Genomic DNA, 16,012 nt, shown 5'->3' with positions numbered 1-16,012 from the left:
TGCGTTAGTTTACGCAATCGAAAGCTTACATTTCGTTTGTGCAAATCGGTTACTCTGGTCTTGCTATGGACACCACCACCCCCACATTCGTCAGCGACGAGAGCATCGCCCGGCAGCGTCACACGCTGGCCGATGGCCGTGAGCTGATCTACTTCGATGACCCGGACACCACGCTGGCGCCCGATCGCGCACCCGACCTCCGTGATCTCGCGCCGCGCCCCGCGACGGCAACGATGCGTCAGGATGCCCTGACCGGCGAATGGGTTTCGATCGCCGCGGCCAGGCAGAACCGTGTGTTCCTGCCGCCGGCCCACCTCGATCCGCTTGCCCCGTCGACGCCGGAAAACCCGTCGGAGATTCCGAGCAACTACGACGTTGCAGTGTTCGAGAACAAGTCGCCCTCGTTCGGGCCGCTCCTCGAAGACGACAACGCTCCCACCGATCTCGACGACCTGACGACAATCGGCCTGAATCGCACCCGCACATCGGTCGGACGTTGCGAAGTCGTCTGCTTCAGCCCAGCGACCGAGGGCTCGTTTGCGAGCCTGTCGACCACCCGTGCACGCACAGTGATCGAGGCCTGGGCAGAACGCACCCATGCGCTCTCGCAGATGCCAGGCATCCAGCAGGTCTTCCCGTTTGAGAACCGCGGTGAGGCCATCGGCGTCACCCTGCACCACCCGCACGGCCAGATCTACTCGTACCCGTACGTCACCCCACGCACGCAGCGCGTGATTGAGTCCGTCGAGGCATACGGCCCGACGCTGTTCGCCGACATTCTGGCAAGCGAGCAGGCCGGCGACCGTGTCATCCTGCAGGGCGAGCACTGGACAGCCTTCGTGCCATTCGCTGCGCGCTGGCCTATCGAGGTGCACATGCTGCCGCACCGTCACGTGCCCGACTTCGCCGCGACCTCGCTCGCCGAGCGCGACGAGCTCGCCGTACTGTACCGCCAGCTGTTGCGCGGCATCGACGAGCTGTACGACACCCCGACGCCGTACATCGCTGCCTGGCACCAGGCCCCCGTGGCCACGCATCGTGACGACATCCGTCTCATGCTGCAGGTGACGAGTCCTCGTCGCGCTGCGGACAAACTCAAGTTCCTCGCCGGATCAGAGGCCGCCATGGGCGCCTGGATCGGCGACGTTGCCCCCGAGCAGGCCGCCGCCTCGATTCGGGATGCTGTGGCTCGCGCCGCAGGAAAGGACACAGAATGACCACCTCCACGCCCCTCGGCACCGCGGTACGCGCCGACTTCGAGCGCACTTTCTCACACCAGCCGATCGGCATCTGGTCTGCACCAGGACGCGTCAACCTCATCGGTGAGCACACCGATTACAACGACGGTTTCGTGTTTCCATTCGCCATCAACCGCCGCACGGTGATCGCTCTCGGCGAGCGTGACGACCGTCTCGTCCGCGTTTCCAGCTCGTTCTCGGATGGAGTTGTCGAGATCTCGCTCGACGACCTCTCCCCCGAAAACCTGCATGGCTGGTCTGCGTATCCGCTCGGCGTCGCCTGGGCACTCGGTCAGTTCGGTGCCAACCTGGCGCGGGTGACCGGTTTCGAGATCTACATCGACTCCGACGTGCCGGTGGGCGCGGGGCTCTCGTCATCCGCTGCCATCGAAAGCGCTGTCGCCGTGGCTTTGAACGACGTCTGGGGTCTGGATCTTGACCGCCGCACGCTTGCCAAGGTCGGACAGCTGGCCGAGAACCGCGCAGTCGGCGCCCCGACCGGCATCATGGACCAGTCTGCGTCGCTGCTCGGCCAGGCCGATGCCGGTGTGTTCCTCGACTGCCGCAGCCTCGAATCTGAGGTTATCCCGCTCGGCTTCGATGAGGCGGGCCTTGAGCTGCTCATCATCGACACCAAGGTGAGCCACTCGCACGCGACGGGCGGCTACGCCTCGCGTCGCGCATCGTGTGAGGCTGGCGCTGCAGCGCTGGGCACCGAGTCGCTCCGCGATGTCAGCGTGGCCGATCTCGACAGGGCGGCAGAACTGCTCGACGACGAGACCTTCCGCCGGGTGCGTCACGTGGTTACAGAGAACCAGCGCGTGCTCGACACCGTACGAACGCTCCGCGAACAGGGCCCGACAGCCATCGGCGCGCTGCTGTACGCCTCTCACGAATCGATGCGCGACGATTTCGAGATCTCGGTTGCCGAGCTTGACCTGGCCGTCGAAACGGCCCTGTCCGTCGGCGCCATCGGTGCGCGGATGACAGGCGGCGGCTTCGGCGGTGCGGCCATCGCGCTCACACCTCACGCCCTCATCCCCGCTGTGGAGACCGCCGTCATCGCGGCATTCGCGGCAGCGGGCTTCGGCATCCCTGATCTGTTCGTGGTGCGTGCTGCAGATGGGGCAATGCGTAACGAGTAGCCCCCGCGAGATCGGAGTTGTGGTCGTTATGGACGCATTATTACGACCACAACTCCGATCTCGCGTTGCTAGAACAGCATCAGTCGACGTAGATCGGAGGCTGCCGGCCGCTCCAGGGCAGCGCCTGCTCCAGTTGGGCGGCTATCTGCAGCAGCAGGTCTTCGCGACCGTGGGCGGCAACAAGTTGCACGCCAATCGGCAAGCCCTCGCGGCTCTGGCCGAGGGGCAGGCTGATCGCCGGATTACCTGACACATTGAACGGTGCGGTGAACGGCCCATAGTCGAGAATGCGCTGCAGCCAGGTGCGCATCGTGTACCCGGGATTGTCATAGTCGAGCGTTCCGTGCGGCGCAGGCAACTGCCCCAGCGTCGGCGTGACCAGCAGGTCGTACTCGCCGAAGAACATCCCGACCATTCGGGTCACCCGGTGCTGGGCATCGATCGCCGCCATCAGCTCCAGGGCAGTGGATGTCGCAGTCTCGGCCAGGATGGCGCGCGACACCGCCTCAAGAAGTGCGGGGTCCGGTCGGCTGGGAGCGCGCAGCATCGCGCCACCGGTGGCCAGCGCGCCGAGCATCGCCCCATCGATGATGTCATCGGGATTCAGATCCGGGCGTGCGTGCTCCACAACGTGCCCGATCCACTCGAGCGTCGTACCAGCGGCGAGGGCGGTCGCAGCCACCTGGGCATCAATCGCCACTCCAGACCAGGCGTCGCTCATCAACGCGATCCGCAGGCGACCGGGATCGGCTCGCAGTTCGGACACATAGGGTCGACGAGGCGCTGACGACGTGTATTTTTCGCCGACGGTTGGCGCCGAGACGGCATCGAGCAACACCGCGGCGTCCCGCACCGTGCGGGTCAGCGCGAACTCGGCGACGAGTCCGAACCCGGATTCTCCGACAAGTGGCCCGCTCGGGGTGCGTCCACGGCTGGGCTTGAGACCGACGAGCCCACAACTGGATGCCGGGATCCGCAGTGATCCCCCACCGTCATTGCCGTGAGCGATCGGCACCGCCCCAGCCGCCACGAGTGCCGCCGCGCCGCCGCTCGATCCACCAACGCCGCGAGCGAGGTCCCATGGGTTGCGGGTCGGCCCGTAGAGCACTGGCTCGGTGGAGAAGCTCAGCCCGAGTTCTGGCGCTGTCGTCTGCCCAAGTGTGACGAGTCCGGCAGCACGAAAGCGCGTCATCAGCTCGTGGTCGACCCCGGCGAACGCCCCGCGGATGCTCCGGCTGCCGAGTGTGAATGAGACGCCACGGGCGAAGGGTCCGCTGTCCTTGATCAGGCATGGCACCCCGGCCAGCGGACCCGTCGAGTCGTGGTCAAGCGCGGGGTCGAACAGCGGTTGCGTGAGCGCGTTGAGGTCGAGGTTCACGAGTTCGATGGCGCGCCTGGCGGTCTCTTCGACCTCGCGCGAACTCACCTCGCCTGATCGGATCAGCTCGGCCAGCCCGACTGCATCGAGGCTGGCGTATTCGTGTAATTCCAACGGTGGCTCGCTCCAGATTGAGTGTTATGGCTCGACAGCGACAGGTTCGCCGCCGGTGATGCGCAGCAGTTCTGTGTAATTCGTTGGGAAGACCGTGTGGGCGTGCCCGGCGGCAGCCCAGACGGTGTCGTAGTCGGCGAGCGTCACATCCACCAGGGTACGGATGGGCGACGGATGTCCAACGGGCGCCACTCCCCCAATGACCTGTCCGGTGGCATCCTTCACGACGTCCTTCGATGCGCGGGCGATCGTGCCGCCGAGTTGTTCCCCGAGCCAGGCGGTGTCGACGCGGTGTGAGCCAGACGTCAGCACCAGAAGCGGCTCACCATCGAGCGTGAAGATGAGCGAGTTGGCGATGGCACCGACCTCGATGCCGAGAGCCTCTGCCGCGGCCTGGGCCGTGGGTGTTGCAACCTCGAACCAGCGCACCTCCGGCGCCAGATCGTGGGCGGCGAGCGCTGCTGTGACACGGTCGACGGCCGGATGCTTCGTATTCACCATTCTGGAAGCCTAGACGGCCCGACACGATGCGGCGTGAGCCCTTGGCTAGGCTGGCGCCATGACTATCGATCCCAGCGCCCGCCTACTCACCCTGCCGGGCTTGACGGCACCCGTCGTTGCCGACAGCGCTTTTGTGGCGGCAGGCGCCATCCTCGTCGGCCAGGTGTCACTTGGCGAGAACGCGAGCGTTTGGTACAACTCGGTGCTGCGCGCAGAGGCAGAACCGATCACGATCGGTGCGGGATCCAACGTGCAGGACAACGTCTCATGCCACGTGGACGGCGGCTATCCACTCACCCTCGGCGCCAACGTCTCGGTCGGTCACGGGGCTGTACTGCACGGCTGCACCATCGAGGATGACGTGCTCATCGGCATGGCGGCCACCGTCATGAACGGCGCTGTCATCGGCACCGGTTCACTCATCGCAGCAGGCGCCGTGGTGCTTGAGGGAACGATCGTGCCAACCGGATCGCTCGTCGCCGGGGTACCAGCCAAGGTACGTCGCGCCCTGACGGATGACGAGGTCGCCGGCATCCGTCGCAATGCCGAGAACTATCTCGGCCATGTCGCCCTGCATGCGGCAGCGCTGGCGTAAGTACCCCGCGCACCGTAACCGCGCACAACGCACCCCGCGCACCGCAACCGCGCACAACGCACCCCGCGCAACGCCGAAAGTCGCCGCTCCGGCCGAGAGTCGCTGTTGCAGCGGCGATTCTCGGGCGAAACGGCGACTCTCGAGGTCTCTAGACGGCCGCGAGCGGCCTCCTCGACCAACGGGGAGGTGCCGGTTAGAAGTGACGGATGGCCGCAGCCAGGTCGCGCTCGGCCGCCTTCACCACGTTGCTCAGCAGCATGGCACGGGTCATCGGACCAACGCCGCGCGGGTTCGGCGACAGGAATCCGGCCACCTCTGCCACATCGGGGTGCACATCGCCCGTGAGCTTGCCCTTGCCAGTCTCCGGGTCTTCGACGCGGGTGATTCCCACGTCGAGCACGGCAGCGCCTGGCTTGACCCAGTCGGGCTGGATGAGGTGCGGCACACCGACAGCGGCCACCACGATGTCGGCCCGGCGCACCTCGGCGGCCAGGTCGACCGTGCGGGAGTGCGTCAGCGTGACAGTGGCGTCGAGTCCCTTGCGGGTGAACAGCAGCCCAAGCGGGCGACCAACGGTCAGGCCGCGGCCCACGATGACCGCATGCTTCCCAGCGATCGGCACGTTGTAACGCTGCAACAGTTCGACGATGCCGGCCGGCGTGCAGGGCAGCGGGGAGGCGAGCTCCCCGCTGATTCCGGCGACCAGGCGACCGAGATTCATCGGGTGCAGGCCGTCGGCGTCCTTCGACGGGTCGATCAGCTCAAGCATCGCGTTCTCGTCGTGGCCGGCAGGCAGCGGCAGCTGCACGATGTAGCCGGTGACAGCGGGGTTGGCGTTCAGGTCGGCGATGGCCGCCCGAATTTCAGCGGATGTCGCGGTGGCCGGCAGGTCGACGCGAATCGACTCGATGCCCACCTCAGCGCAGTCACGGTGCTTGCCTGCGACATACGAGCGCGATCCGGGGTCGTCTCCGACCAGCAGCGTACCGAGTCCTGGCACGATGCCGCGCTTGCGGAGCTCAGCGATGCGCTCGGCCAGCTCGGATTTGACCGCAGAAGCGGTCTGGACGCCGTCGAGTACGACAGCGGTCATTACTGAACCAGACCCGGGTACAGCGGGAAGGCATCCGTCAGCACCTTGACGCGTGCGCGCAGGCCCTGGATGTCTGCGCCCGGCTTGAGAGCCTCTGCGATGACGTCGGAAACCTCGGTGAACTCTGCATCACCGAAGCCACGCGTTGCGAGGGCAGGGGTACCGATGCGGAGGCCACTGGTGACCATCGGCGGGCGAGGGTCGAACGGAACCGAGTTGCGGTTCACGGTGATGCCCACCTCGTGCAGTGCGTCTTCAGCCTGCTGGCCATTGATCTCCGAGTTGCGGAGGTCGGCGAGCACCAGGTGCACGTCGGTGCCACCCGTGAGCACGTCGACGCCGCCGGCCTTGGAGTCATCGGCGGTGAGGCGCGAGGCCAGGATGCTTGCACCGCGCAGGGTGCGCTCCTGGCGGTCCTTGAACTCTGGCTCAGCTGCCAGCTTGAACGCGGTGGCCTTGGCAGCGATCACGTGCATGAGCGGGCCGCCCTGCTGACCGGGGAACACGTTGGAGTTGAGCTTCTTGGCCAGCGCGGTGTCGCGCGACAGGATGAAGCCTGAACGCGGGCCGGCGAGCGTCTTGTGAGCGGTGCTCGAGACGACATCGGCGTACGGCACGGGCGACGGGTGCAGGCCGGCTGCGACGAGTCCGGCGAAGTGGGCCATGTCGACCCAGAGCTTGGCGCCGACCTCGTCGGCGATAGCGCGGAATGCAGCGAAGTCGAGGTGACGCGGGTAGGCAGACCAGCCGGCGATGATGACCTGCGGCTTGTGCTCAAGCGCCTTGTCGCGCACGACATCCATGTCGACGCGGAAGGTCTCTGGGTCAACGCCGTATGCAACCGGGTTGTACAGCTTGCCGGAGAAGTTGAGCTTCATGCCGTGGGTGAGGTGACCACCGTGGGCGAGCTCGAGGCCCAGGATGGTGTCGCCCGGCGTGGCGATGGCAGACAGTACTGCCGCGTTGGCGGTTGCACCGGAGTGCGGCTGGACGTTGGCGTACTCGGCACCGAAGAGCGCCTTGGCACGGTCGATGGCGAGCTGCTCTGCGACGTCGACGTATTCGCAGCCGCCGTAGTAGCGGCGTCCGGGGTAGCCCTCTGCGTACTTGTTGGTGAGAACCGAGCCCTGCGACTGCAGGATGGCACGCGGAACGAAGTTCTCGCTCGCGATCATCTCGAGGTAGTCGCGCTGGCGGCCGAGCTCCTGCTCGAGGACCGCAGCGATCTCCGGGTCAACCTCCTCAAGGGGAGCGTTGAAGCTTGAAGGCAATGAACTAGCAGGCACATTCGTAGACACGGGCGTCTCCTTAGACATTTCAAAGTGGATGTCGTAGCCCAGGCGTGCGGCCACTAACCGTGTCAGTCGCTCCCCGATGGTGACCCATCTTTCGTGCTACGCCAGTTGCGACCCTTGGAGCATATCAGCCGCTGTCAACGCACACCGGCATCGGGCTCGGCCCCACTGTTCGTTCAGCGGCCCCGACCGTCTCGATAGGGCTTCAGCTCATCGGCTATGAGCAGATCAGTACGCAGATGCTGGGTGTCATACGCCGCCCTGCCCACCAAATGAGCGGCAAGGGGCGCGGTGAGCGACTGGAAGAAGATGATCGCGACCACCAGCGTGATCGTGCCGATGCTGAGGTTGTTCACCGCGACATCCGCCGTAATAGCCATCAGGCCGAAGATCTGCGGCTTGGTGGCCGCGTGCAGGCGACTGAGCACATCGGGGAAGCGCAACAGGCCGACGCCGGCAGCGAAACACATCAGAGCCCCGGCAAGCACGAGCACTGCGGTGATCACATCGCGTACTGAATCGCTCATGCGCTGTCCTGCCTCGGAAGGAACCGCGCGACGCTGAGTGAGCCGAGCACGCCGAACAGGGCCAGGGCCAACAGAATCGGGAGAGTGTCGATGTGGTGGTTGAACGCCATCTCTGCGCCGAGCGCACACATGATCGTTGACACGAGCACGTCGGATGCGATCACTCGATCGAGCACCGATGGTCCTTTGACGATGCGGTACACAGCAAACAGGGCGGCAGCACCGAACAGGATTCCCGTGATGATGATGATGACTGTCATGAGAGTGTTCCTCCTTGCTGACCGTGATCTTCAGTGGTCGCAGCGGCAACAGCTTCGTCGGCGGAGAGCAACCGCGCCACGTCTTCCTTCGACCCGATAGCAAGAACAATCCTGCGTTCGGTGTCGAGAACAGATTTCCTGAACCGCTCTAGTTCCTCAATGGTCTTCACGTTGAGCACGTGCAGATACAGCGTCGAGTCCATCCGATCGATGTCGACGACGATCGATCCGGGCACGATCGAGGTCGACACGGCGACCCAGGTGAGGATGAGGTCGCTGCGGGTACGCAGGTGGATGGCCTCGATGGCGTTGCTCGCTTTATAGTTTGGGGCCAGTGCGAGGGAAGCGACCTGGACCGATGCCCGCACGATGTCGAACACCAATCTGGCGAAATAGACCGCGAGCCGCCAGAGGTTCAACCGACCGCTCAGTTGAACTGCCGGCAGGTAGAACACCGTCGAAACCACAGCGGCGAAGATCGCGCCGGTCAGCACGTTCAACCACGAGAAGTTACCCCAGAGCAGCATCCACAGCAGCACAAGTCCGAGGAACAGTGGCAGCTGGTTGACCGAGCGAGTCAGGAGCGATTTGGTGGATGTCATGGTGCCCCGTTCGGGAACACAGCATCGATGTAGGTGGCGGGCTGATCGATGTCGCTCGCGGCGCGATCGCTGAGGTCGAAGAGCGGACCGGCGAAGATCGTCAGCGCAACGGTCAGCGCGAGCATGGATGCCGCAGCGCCGGTCATCAGCGGTGAAATTGTCTTGGTCATGACGGTTCCCTCGTCATGCGGGTCTTCCTGCAGGGCACCGAGCACCGGGGAGTCGTAGTTCTTGACCTCGGCGCGTGAACGCCAGAATGCGATGTTCCACGCGCGAGCAAGTGCGTACAGGGTGAGTAGCGAGGTGGCCGCACCGCCAGCGATGAGCACGTAGACGAGCACCCCGCCCTCGTTGACGCCGGCCTCGAAGAGCGCGACCTTGCCGAGGAACCCGGAAAACGGTGGGATTCCACCAAGGTTGAGGGCACCGATGAAGAAGAGGATGGCCACGAGCGGGGCAGTCTTCAGTAGTCCGCCGAGCCTCGAAAGCGAGGTGGTTCCACCGATCCGCTCGATGAGGCCGGCGATCAGGAACAACGTCGTCTGCACACTGATGTGGTGCACGACGTAGTAGATCGTCGCCGCCATGCCGAGCTGGGATCCGAGCGCGATACCGAAGATCATGTAGCCGATGTGACTCACCAGCGTGAAAGAGAGCAGTCGCTTGATATCCGCTTGGGCGAGTGCTCCCAGGATTCCGATCACCATCGTCAATAGCGCAGCGATCATCAGCGCCATCGTGAGAGTGCCGTCGGGGAACAGCAGGGTTTCAGTGCGGATGATGGCGTAGATACCGACCTTGGTGAGCAGGCCGGCGAACACCGCGGTGACGGGTGCAGGTGCCGTCGGATATGAGTCCGGCAACCAGAACGACAGCGGGAAGACAGCCGCCTTCACGCAGAAGGCCAGGAGCAGCAGTAAGTGTAGGATCAGCTGCACGTCGGCCGGCAGGTCGGGGATGCGCTCGGCCAGCAACGCCATCGTGACGGTGCCTGTCGCGCCGTAGAGCAGAGCGATGGCGCTGAGGAACAGCAGTGACGACATCAGGCTGACGACGATGTACGTCACGCCCACCCTGATGCGCGCACCGGTGCCACCGAGCGTCAGCAGCACGTAGCTGGCCGACAGCAGCATCTCGAAGCCCACGTACATGTTGAAGAGGTCGCCGGCGATGAACGCGTCGAACAGTCCAGCGGCCAGTACCAGATAGGTGGGGTGGAAGATCGATATCGGGGTTTCGCGGTCGCCGTCGATGATGCCCTGGCCGACAGCGAACAACAGCACGCCGAGCAGCATCAGCGCCGAGATGAGCAGCATGATCGCCGACAGCCTGTCGACGACAAGTACGATCCCCCACGGCGCCTGCCAATCCCCGACATGCACGACAGCGGGGCCAGAGCGGTCAACCTCGATGAGCAGGATGGCGCTGATCACGACGACCGCCGTGAGCGCAGTCACGCTGACAAAGATCTGCTGGCCGCGACGCCGTCCGAGCATCAGCGCGATCGCAGCGCCGAGCAACGGGATCGTCACGACAAGTGGCACGAGGATGTTTGTCATTTGTCGCCTCCCGCGCTCTCTTCGTGCGCCGCGGCGACGACCGCTGCGATTTCTTCCGGTGTCAGGTCTTCGCGATCGCTGGCATCCAGAAGCGCCTGGATGGCCGCTTCGTCGTCGGTCGACGACTTGAACGTCTCTTCGGTCTCGGCATCTGACTCGGCTGCAGCCTCACCGGCGTGCTCATCGGTGACGTCGTCACCCTCGTCACCCAGTTGGGCGAGCCACCACGAGCGGTAAATGAGCGCGAGCAGGAGGGCTGTGATTCCGAAATTGATGACGATGGCTGTGAGCATGAGCACCTGAGGCATCGGGTCGACTATCGTCTCGTCGAGTGAGGTGCCTGTGACGATCGGCGAACTACCCGAACGCCCGCTCATGATGAAGATCAGCAGGTTTGTCGCATTGCCCACCAGCAAAAAGCCGATCAGCAGTCGGGTCAGGCTGCGCTCGAGCATCACGTACACGCCAGCGGCGTACATGACGGCCATCAGGATGACCAGGGTCATGGATGCACTCATCGCGTGACCTCCCAGGTGGGTCGGCCACGGCCAGAAGAATCAGGCTCGGTCGGCTGGCTGTGGCTGTCGTCGGCATCAGGAGCGATGGCTTCGGAGGAATCGAGTTCACCGCTCTTGGCGCTGGCTTCGTTGTCGAGTGCCCCACCGGTTCCGCCTGTGCCGTCGCCCAGACCGCCAGGGGTGTCACTCTGGCGGTCGATCTCGCTACCGAGTGAACGCAGGATGTCGAGGGCCAGACCGATCACGACGAGGTAGACACCGATATCGAAAATGGTCGACGTGCCGAACGAGAGGTGGCCGAGCACGGGTACGTCGGTCGAGAAGTAGAAGGATTCCAGGGGAACCCCGGTGAAGAAGAGCGAAATGATCGCCATACCGACGGCCAGGATGACGCCAAGGCCGAGAATCTTGCCAGGGTCGATCGGTGCAGCTTCACCGAGCTCGTAGCGTCCGCCTGCCAGATAGCGGCTGACGAGCGCGAGTCCGGCGATCAGTCCGCCGGCAAACCCGCCGCCCGGCGCATTATGGCCGGCGAACAGCAGGTAGATCGAGACGATGATCGCCGGATGGAACAGCAGGCGCACGATCACTTCGATGAGGATTGACCTGTTGCGCTCAGAAAGGGTGCGTCCAGCGAGCAGCCAGGACTGACGGCTGACATCGTGTCCTTCGTTGGACGCGGTGGGATCGACGACAATCCTGCGGCGGTTCTTGGCGCTGCGCAACTTTTTCGATTCGCGCAGGCGCAGCACATCGGGGTTGCGTCCTGAGACGAAGAGCAAGCTGGCCACGCCTGTGGCGACGACGATGAGCACCGAGATTTCGCCCATGGTGTCCCAGGCGCGGATGTCGACGAGCATGACGTTCACGATGTTCGCGCCATGACCCTCTTCAACAGCGAGGCGCGGTAGTTCCTTGGCGATGCTTTCGGCCTGCCGGGCGCCGAGCGCAATGAAGCCGATAGTTCCCATCACGATTCCGACGAGCGCACCCAGCAGCGCCCTGCGCTTGCGGTGCATCGGTCGATTGTGCTGGGCGATCTTCGGGGGAAGGCGGCGCAGCACGAGCACGAAGACCACGAGCGTCATCGTTTCGACAAGCGCCTGAGTGAGCGCCAGATCGGGTGCCCCGTGGAAGGCGAACAGCGCAACCATGCCGTAGCCGGTGACACCGGCGAGCAGCACCGCGGTCATCCGCTGGCCGACACGGGCAGCCATGATGGCGGCAATACCCATGATGATGGCGATGACGACCTGTCCCGGGTAATCCCACCACACGATCTCGCTCGGCCAGGTGCGGTTCAGCACCGCTGCAGCGCCGAGCGCCAGCACGAACACCACGAGGATCGTTGCCAGGTACTGCGGCAGGCCGCCCTTCTGGGCGATGCGAGTCACGTACAAGGCGATGCGGTCGACGCCACGTACCGTGCTGCCGTAGCCGTGACCTGCGTCGACGAGCGGAGGAACTGCATCCTGCACCCTGGCGATCCGTCGCCGCGCAACGAAGAGCGCCCAGCCCACAGCGAGGACGAGGATGGTGATGAACAGCGCGGGTTCGAATCCGTGCCAGAGCGCCAGATGATAGTGACCGCCGCCCGGAACGGTGTCGGCATATGGCGCGAGCAGCGGGTCGAGCATGAAGGCGAGAGGGCCGAGAATCAGCGTGGCTGCAGCGAGGATGCCGGGCGCCAGCATGAAGTCCCAGCGGCTGGCGTGCAGTGGCGTCGGTGCAGTATCCGGGCGAGTGGCGAACGCACCCCAGAAGAACCTGGCGCTATATGCCACTGTGAGCATAGATCCGATCGCCGTGCCGATGAGGGCGACCCAACCCCAGCCGTTGCCGTGCATTCCCGCGTCGATAAACGAGGTGAACACTGCCTCTTTTGCTACGAATCCGAGTAGCGGCGGGATGCCAGCCATCGACGCGACGGCGACGAGTGCGATCGTTGCGAGCACGGGTTCGCGGCGGCCGATACCCGACAGGGCGCGCCAGTCTCTGGTACCTGCCCGGTGGTCGATGATGCCGACGATGAGGAATAGTGCTGCCTTATAGAGGGCGTGCGCGATCACCAGCGCGATACCGGCGAGGGCGGCATCCCTGGTGCCGAAGCCAACGACGATCATCAGGAAGCCCAGCTGGCTGACGGTGCCGTATGCCAGCACAAGCTTGAGGTCGTACTGCCGCAGTGAACGCCAGGCGCCGACGAGCATCGTCCAGACGCCGAGGATCACGAGCACCGGCATCCACCCCGTAGTGTCTGCGTAGCCCGGCGCAAGTCGGGCAACCAGGTAGATACCGGCTTTCACCATGGCTGCAGCGTGCAGATAGGCACTCACCGGAGTGGGCGCGGCCATTGCTGCCGGGAGCCAGAAGTGGAACGGGATCAGGGCCGACTTCGAGAGCGCGCCGGCCAGGATCAGCATGATTGCCCACGTGAGCAACGGTCCGGCTTCTGCCTCGGTCACGGGGTTCGCAACCATCTCGGCCAGCGAGGTCGTTCCGGCCAGATTCGACAGCATCACGACGCCGACGAGCATCGCCAGACCACCGAAGGTTGTGACCAGCAGGGCCTGCAAGGCAGCACCGCGGCTCTCTCGCTTGCTTGTGTAGTGGCCGATCAGGAGGTACGAGAGGATGCTCGTGATCTCCCAGAACATGAACATGATGTAGATGTCGTCGGCAGTGACGAGTCCGTACATTGTGCCGGCGAAGGCAAGCAGGCAGGCGGCGAAGCGGCCAAGGCCCGGTTCAGTGGGCGAGAAATACCTGGCGCAGTACAGCAGCACGAGTGCGCCGACGCCGGTGACGATCAAGGCGAGAACCCAGGCCAGTGTGTCGACTCTGAACGAGAGTGAAATGCCGAGCGCGGGGATCCAGGGAATCTGCTCTGTGACGGCCTGCCCGGCCATCACAGTCGACGTCTGGGTCAGTGTGTAAACGAATGCCGCAGCGGGAAGCAGCGCGATGACATAAAAAACCCTCACCGACAACAGACGAGTCAAAGTGGGAGTGAGTATGGCCACGAGCAGGAAAACGAGGAGGAATGTCGCCATGCGGCCTCCCGGCTTGTTACGGTCGTGGTGTCCCTATAAGACTACCGGGTGGTTTTGACTGGTTTTAGCGCTCTTCGTGTTGCTCAGCGTCATATGTGGGCGCATCGGGGGCATCTTTCGCTGGTCCGATGCCCACGGGAATCTCTACTTCAGGGTGATTGAGGTCGAAAGCCGGGCGTTCTGAACGGATGCGCGGAATCGATGTGAAATTGTGCCGAGGCGGTGGGCACGAGGTTGCCCATTCAAGTGAAGCCCCATAACCCCAGGGGTCGTTCACGGTGACTTTCGGTGCCTTTCGGGCGGTGATGTAGACGTTCAGGAAGAACGGAATCAGAGAGACGCCCAGAATCATGGCGCCCACAGTTGAGACCTGATTCATCCAGGTGAAGTCGTCGGCGGGAGTGTAGGTGGCGTACCGTCTGGGCATCCCGACCACCCCGAGCCAGTGCTGAACCAAAAACGTGGTGTGGAAGCCAATGAAGAGCAACCAGAAATGCCACTTGCCGAGGCGTTCGTTGAGCATCTTGCCCGTCCACTTGGGCCACCAGAAGTAAAATCCGCTGAACATGGCGAACACGACGGTGCCGAAGACGACGTAGTGGAAGTGGGCGACGACGAAGTAGGTGTCGGTCACGTGGAAGTCGAGCGGCGGCGATGCGAGGATGACCCCGGTGAGACCACCGAAGGTGAAGGTGACCAGGAAGCCGATTGCCCAGAGCATCGGAGTCTCGAAAGTCAGTGACCCTCGCCACATCGTGCCTATCCAGTTGAAGATCTTCACGCCTGTCGGCACCGCGATGAGCATCGTCATCAGGGAGAAGAACGGCAGCAGCACGGACCCGGTCGCGTACATGTGGTGAGCCCACACCGACATCGACAATGCACCGATGGCGATCGTCGCGTAGATCAAGGTCTTGTAACCGAAGATCGGCTTGCGGCTGAAGACCGGGAACACTTCTGACACGATGCCGAAGAACGGCAGGGCGATGATGTAGACCTCGGGGTGGCCGAAGAACCAGAACAGATGCTGCCAGAGCAGGGCTCCCCCATTTGCCGGGTCATAGACGTGTGCATTGAAGATCCGGTCGGCCGCGGCGGCTAGCAGCGCGGCGGCAAGAATTGGGAATGCCATCAGCACGAGGAGCGCCGTGATCAGCGTGTTCCAGGTGAAGATCGGCATCCGGAACATTGTCATTCCGGGTGCACGCATCGTGATGATCGTCGTGATGAAGTTCACCGCTCCGAGGATGGTGCCGAAGCCTGACAAAGCAAGGCCCATCACCCAGAGGTTGCCGCCGATGCCGGGCGAGAATGTGGTGCTTGCCAGCGGTTGGTAGGCGGTCCAGCCGAAGGATGCGGCACCCTGCGGCGTGAGAAAACCGGCGACGACCATCAGGCTGCCGAAGAAGAAGAGCCAAAAGGACAGGGCGTTCAACCGGGGGAAAGCGACATCCGGGGCCCCGATCTGTAGCGGCATCAGCGCGTTCGCGAACCCGAAGAACAGCGGGGTGGCGAACATCAGCAGCATGATCGTGCCGTGCATGGTGAAGAGCTGGTTGTACTGCTCTTTCGTCGCGACGATCTCGAGGCCAGGCTCGAACAGCTGCGCCCTGATGATGAGCGCAAGCACTCCACCCAGGCAGAAGTAGAGGAATGACGTGATCAGGTACATGTACCCGATGATCTTGTGGTCGGTGGAGGTGATCCACTTGACCAGCACGTTGCCTTTGCGCCGCGCAGTCGTCGAAACTGCCGGGCGGTTTCCGGCCGTAGAAGCGGGGTTGGCTGTTGTCGTCATTGATCGTCTCCGATTGCTTGGAGCGGTACAGCGTTGGCGATAACGCTACGCCGGTTGCGGCGGTTGATCTAGGGCGCTTTGTCGGTTGGGCTGCTGGTGGGCTGGGGTGCAGGTGGGCTGGTGGGCTGGTGGGCTGGTGGGCTGGTGGGCTGGTGGGTTAGTTTCGCGATACCCGCTTGTTTCGTGACGCGGTCGCCGGCTCTTGCTCTTGCTCTTGCTCTTGCTCTTGCTCTTGCTCTTGCTCTCCCCGTGCGGCATCTCCATTGGGGGCCCCCGCGGGGCTGCCGCCATAGCGGGTCCGCCGCGAGGTGTCCTCCGGCGAGGTGTCCTCCGGCG

Annotated in this window: 14 protein-coding genes and 1 riboswitch; of the genes, 3 read left to right on the top strand and 11 right to left on the bottom strand. The window is 64.0% G+C overall.

Annotation, left to right across the window (positions count from 1 at the left end):
• Positions 1 to 65: 65 nt before the first annotated feature.
• A complete protein-coding gene (gene galT, locus ACMT3I_RS00800) occupies positions 66 to 1,217 on the top strand; it encodes a galactose-1-phosphate uridylyltransferase (protein WP_414802541.1) in 1,152 nt (383 codons plus the stop codon).
• Positions 1,214 to 2,383: a galactokinase gene (gene galK / locus ACMT3I_RS00795; RefSeq protein ID WP_414802540.1), complete on the top strand. Its 1,170-nt coding sequence runs from the start codon at positions 1,214 to 1,216 to the stop codon at positions 2,381 to 2,383. The genes galT and galK overlap by 4 nt, the downstream gene beginning before the upstream one ends.
• Before the next feature lie 79 nt (positions 2,384 to 2,462).
• Here galK and ACMT3I_RS00790 read toward each other — a convergent pair whose 3' ends face one another.
• Entirely contained in the window at positions 2,463 to 3,875 is a 1,413-nt protein-coding gene (locus tag ACMT3I_RS00790; protein ID WP_414802539.1) for an amidase, read from the bottom strand.
• A gap of 24 nt (positions 3,876 to 3,899) precedes the next feature.
• Positions 3,900 to 4,376 (bottom strand): YbaK/EbsC family protein, encoded by a 477-nt coding sequence (locus tag ACMT3I_RS00785; protein ID WP_414802538.1) that lies wholly within the window; start codon positions 4,374 to 4,376, stop codon positions 3,900 to 3,902.
• A gap of 58 nt (positions 4,377 to 4,434) precedes the next feature.
• Between ACMT3I_RS00785 and ACMT3I_RS00780 the strand changes: the two genes are divergently transcribed.
• A complete protein-coding gene (locus ACMT3I_RS00780) occupies positions 4,435 to 4,971 on the top strand; it encodes a gamma carbonic anhydrase family protein (protein WP_414802537.1) in 537 nt (178 codons plus the stop codon).
• A 193-nt stretch (positions 4,972 to 5,164) separates the two neighbouring features.
• Here the strand turns inward: ACMT3I_RS00780 and ACMT3I_RS00775 are convergent, their stop codons facing one another.
• The 9 genes from ACMT3I_RS00775 to ctaD form a co-directional block, all read right to left on the bottom strand.
• A complete protein-coding gene (locus ACMT3I_RS00775) occupies positions 5,165 to 6,064 on the bottom strand; it encodes a bifunctional methylenetetrahydrofolate dehydrogenase/methenyltetrahydrofolate cyclohydrolase (RefSeq protein WP_414802536.1) in 900 nt (299 codons plus the stop codon).
• Positions 6,064 to 7,380, bottom strand: a complete 1,317-nt coding sequence (glyA, locus tag ACMT3I_RS00770) for a serine hydroxymethyltransferase (protein ID WP_414803501.1) — start codon at positions 7,378 to 7,380, stop codon at positions 6,064 to 6,066. The genes ACMT3I_RS00775 and glyA overlap by 1 nt, the downstream gene beginning before the upstream one ends.
• An 11-nt stretch (positions 7,381 to 7,391) precedes the next feature.
• Positions 7,392 to 7,481, bottom strand: a riboswitch (ZMP/ZTP riboswitch).
• Between the two features lie 54 nt (positions 7,482 to 7,535).
• A complete protein-coding gene (gene mnhG, locus ACMT3I_RS00765) occupies positions 7,536 to 7,886 on the bottom strand; it encodes a monovalent cation/H(+) antiporter subunit G (protein WP_414802535.1) in 351 nt (116 codons plus the stop codon).
• Positions 7,883 to 8,146: a monovalent cation/H+ antiporter complex subunit F gene (locus ACMT3I_RS00760; protein WP_414802534.1), complete on the bottom strand. Its 264-nt coding sequence runs from the start codon at positions 8,144 to 8,146 to the stop codon at positions 7,883 to 7,885. Before ACMT3I_RS00760 ends, mnhG begins: the two co-directional genes overlap by 4 nt.
• Complete coding sequence (locus ACMT3I_RS00755) at positions 8,143 to 8,748, bottom strand: Na+/H+ antiporter subunit E (RefSeq protein WP_414802533.1); 606 nt, start codon at positions 8,746 to 8,748, stop codon at positions 8,143 to 8,145. Before ACMT3I_RS00755 ends, ACMT3I_RS00760 begins: the two co-directional genes overlap by 4 nt.
• On the bottom strand, positions 8,745 to 10,307 hold the full coding sequence (locus tag ACMT3I_RS00750) for a Na+/H+ antiporter subunit D (RefSeq protein WP_414802532.1): 1,563 nt from the start codon (positions 10,305 to 10,307) through the stop codon (positions 8,745 to 8,747). The genes ACMT3I_RS00755 and ACMT3I_RS00750 overlap by 4 nt, the downstream gene beginning before the upstream one ends.
• Entirely contained in the window at positions 10,304 to 10,825 is a 522-nt protein-coding gene (locus ACMT3I_RS00745) for a sodium:proton antiporter (RefSeq protein ID WP_414802531.1), read from the bottom strand. Before ACMT3I_RS00745 ends, ACMT3I_RS00750 begins: the two co-directional genes overlap by 4 nt.
• Positions 10,822 to 13,878 carry a Na+/H+ antiporter subunit A gene (locus ACMT3I_RS00740; RefSeq protein WP_414802530.1) on the bottom strand — a complete coding sequence of 1,019 codons (3,057 nt, stop codon included), beginning with the start codon at positions 13,876 to 13,878 and terminating at the stop codon, positions 10,822 to 10,824. Before ACMT3I_RS00740 ends, ACMT3I_RS00745 begins: the two co-directional genes overlap by 4 nt.
• 64 nt (positions 13,879 to 13,942) lie before the next feature.
• A complete protein-coding gene (gene ctaD, locus ACMT3I_RS00735) occupies positions 13,943 to 15,676 on the bottom strand; it encodes a cytochrome c oxidase subunit I (protein ID WP_414802529.1) in 1,734 nt (577 codons plus the stop codon).
• Positions 15,677 to 16,012 lie beyond the last annotated feature (336 nt).

Origin of the sequence: Leifsonia sp. A12D58 (genome assembly GCF_047530025.1) — a bacterium.
GTDB lineage: Bacteria > Actinomycetota > Actinomycetes > Actinomycetales > Microbacteriaceae > Cryobacterium.
Note: the sequence above shows the minus strand (reverse complement) of the source record. Positions and strands in the feature narration are given on the sequence as shown.

What these genes read in the sequence shown, in the direction of transcription:
- galT (WP_414802541.1), top strand. Translation starts at nt 66, where the DNA reads ATGGACACCACCACCCCCACATTCGTCAGCGACGAGAGCATCGCCCGG.
- galK (WP_414802540.1), top strand. Translation starts at nt 1,214, where the DNA reads ATGACCACCTCCACGCCCCTCGGCACCGCGGTACGCGCCGACTTCGAG.
- ACMT3I_RS00785 (WP_414802538.1), bottom strand. Translation starts at nt 4,376, where the DNA reads ATGGTGAATACGAAGCATCCGGCCGTCGACCGTGTCACAGCAGCGCTC.
- ACMT3I_RS00780 (WP_414802537.1), top strand. Translation starts at nt 4,435, where the DNA reads ATGACTATCGATCCCAGCGCCCGCCTACTCACCCTGCCGGGCTTGACG.
- ACMT3I_RS00775 (WP_414802536.1), bottom strand. Translation starts at nt 6,064, where the DNA reads ATGACCGCTGTCGTACTCGACGGCGTCCAGACCGCTTCTGCGGTCAAA.
- glyA (WP_414803501.1), bottom strand. Translation starts at nt 7,380, where the DNA reads ATGTCTAAGGAGACGCCCGTGTCTACGAATGTGCCTGCTAGTTCATTG.
- mnhG (WP_414802535.1), bottom strand. Translation starts at nt 7,886, where the DNA reads ATGAGCGATTCAGTACGCGATGTGATCACCGCAGTGCTCGTGCTTGCC.
- ACMT3I_RS00760 (WP_414802534.1), bottom strand. Translation starts at nt 8,146, where the DNA reads ATGACAGTCATCATCATCATCACGGGAATCCTGTTCGGTGCTGCCGCC.
- ACMT3I_RS00755 (WP_414802533.1), bottom strand. Translation starts at nt 8,748, where the DNA reads ATGACATCCACCAAATCGCTCCTGACTCGCTCGGTCAACCAGCTGCCA.
- ACMT3I_RS00750 (WP_414802532.1), bottom strand. Translation starts at nt 10,307, where the DNA reads ATGACAAACATCCTCGTGCCACTTGTCGTGACGATCCCGTTGCTCGGC.
- ACMT3I_RS00745 (WP_414802531.1), bottom strand. Translation starts at nt 10,825, where the DNA reads ATGAGTGCATCCATGACCCTGGTCATCCTGATGGCCGTCATGTACGCC.
- ACMT3I_RS00740 (WP_414802530.1), bottom strand. Translation starts at nt 13,878, where the DNA reads ATGGCGACATTCCTCCTCGTTTTCCTGCTCGTGGCCATACTCACTCCC.
- ctaD (WP_414802529.1), bottom strand. Translation starts at nt 15,676, where the DNA reads ATGACGACAACAGCCAACCCCGCTTCTACGGCCGGAAACCGCCCGGCA.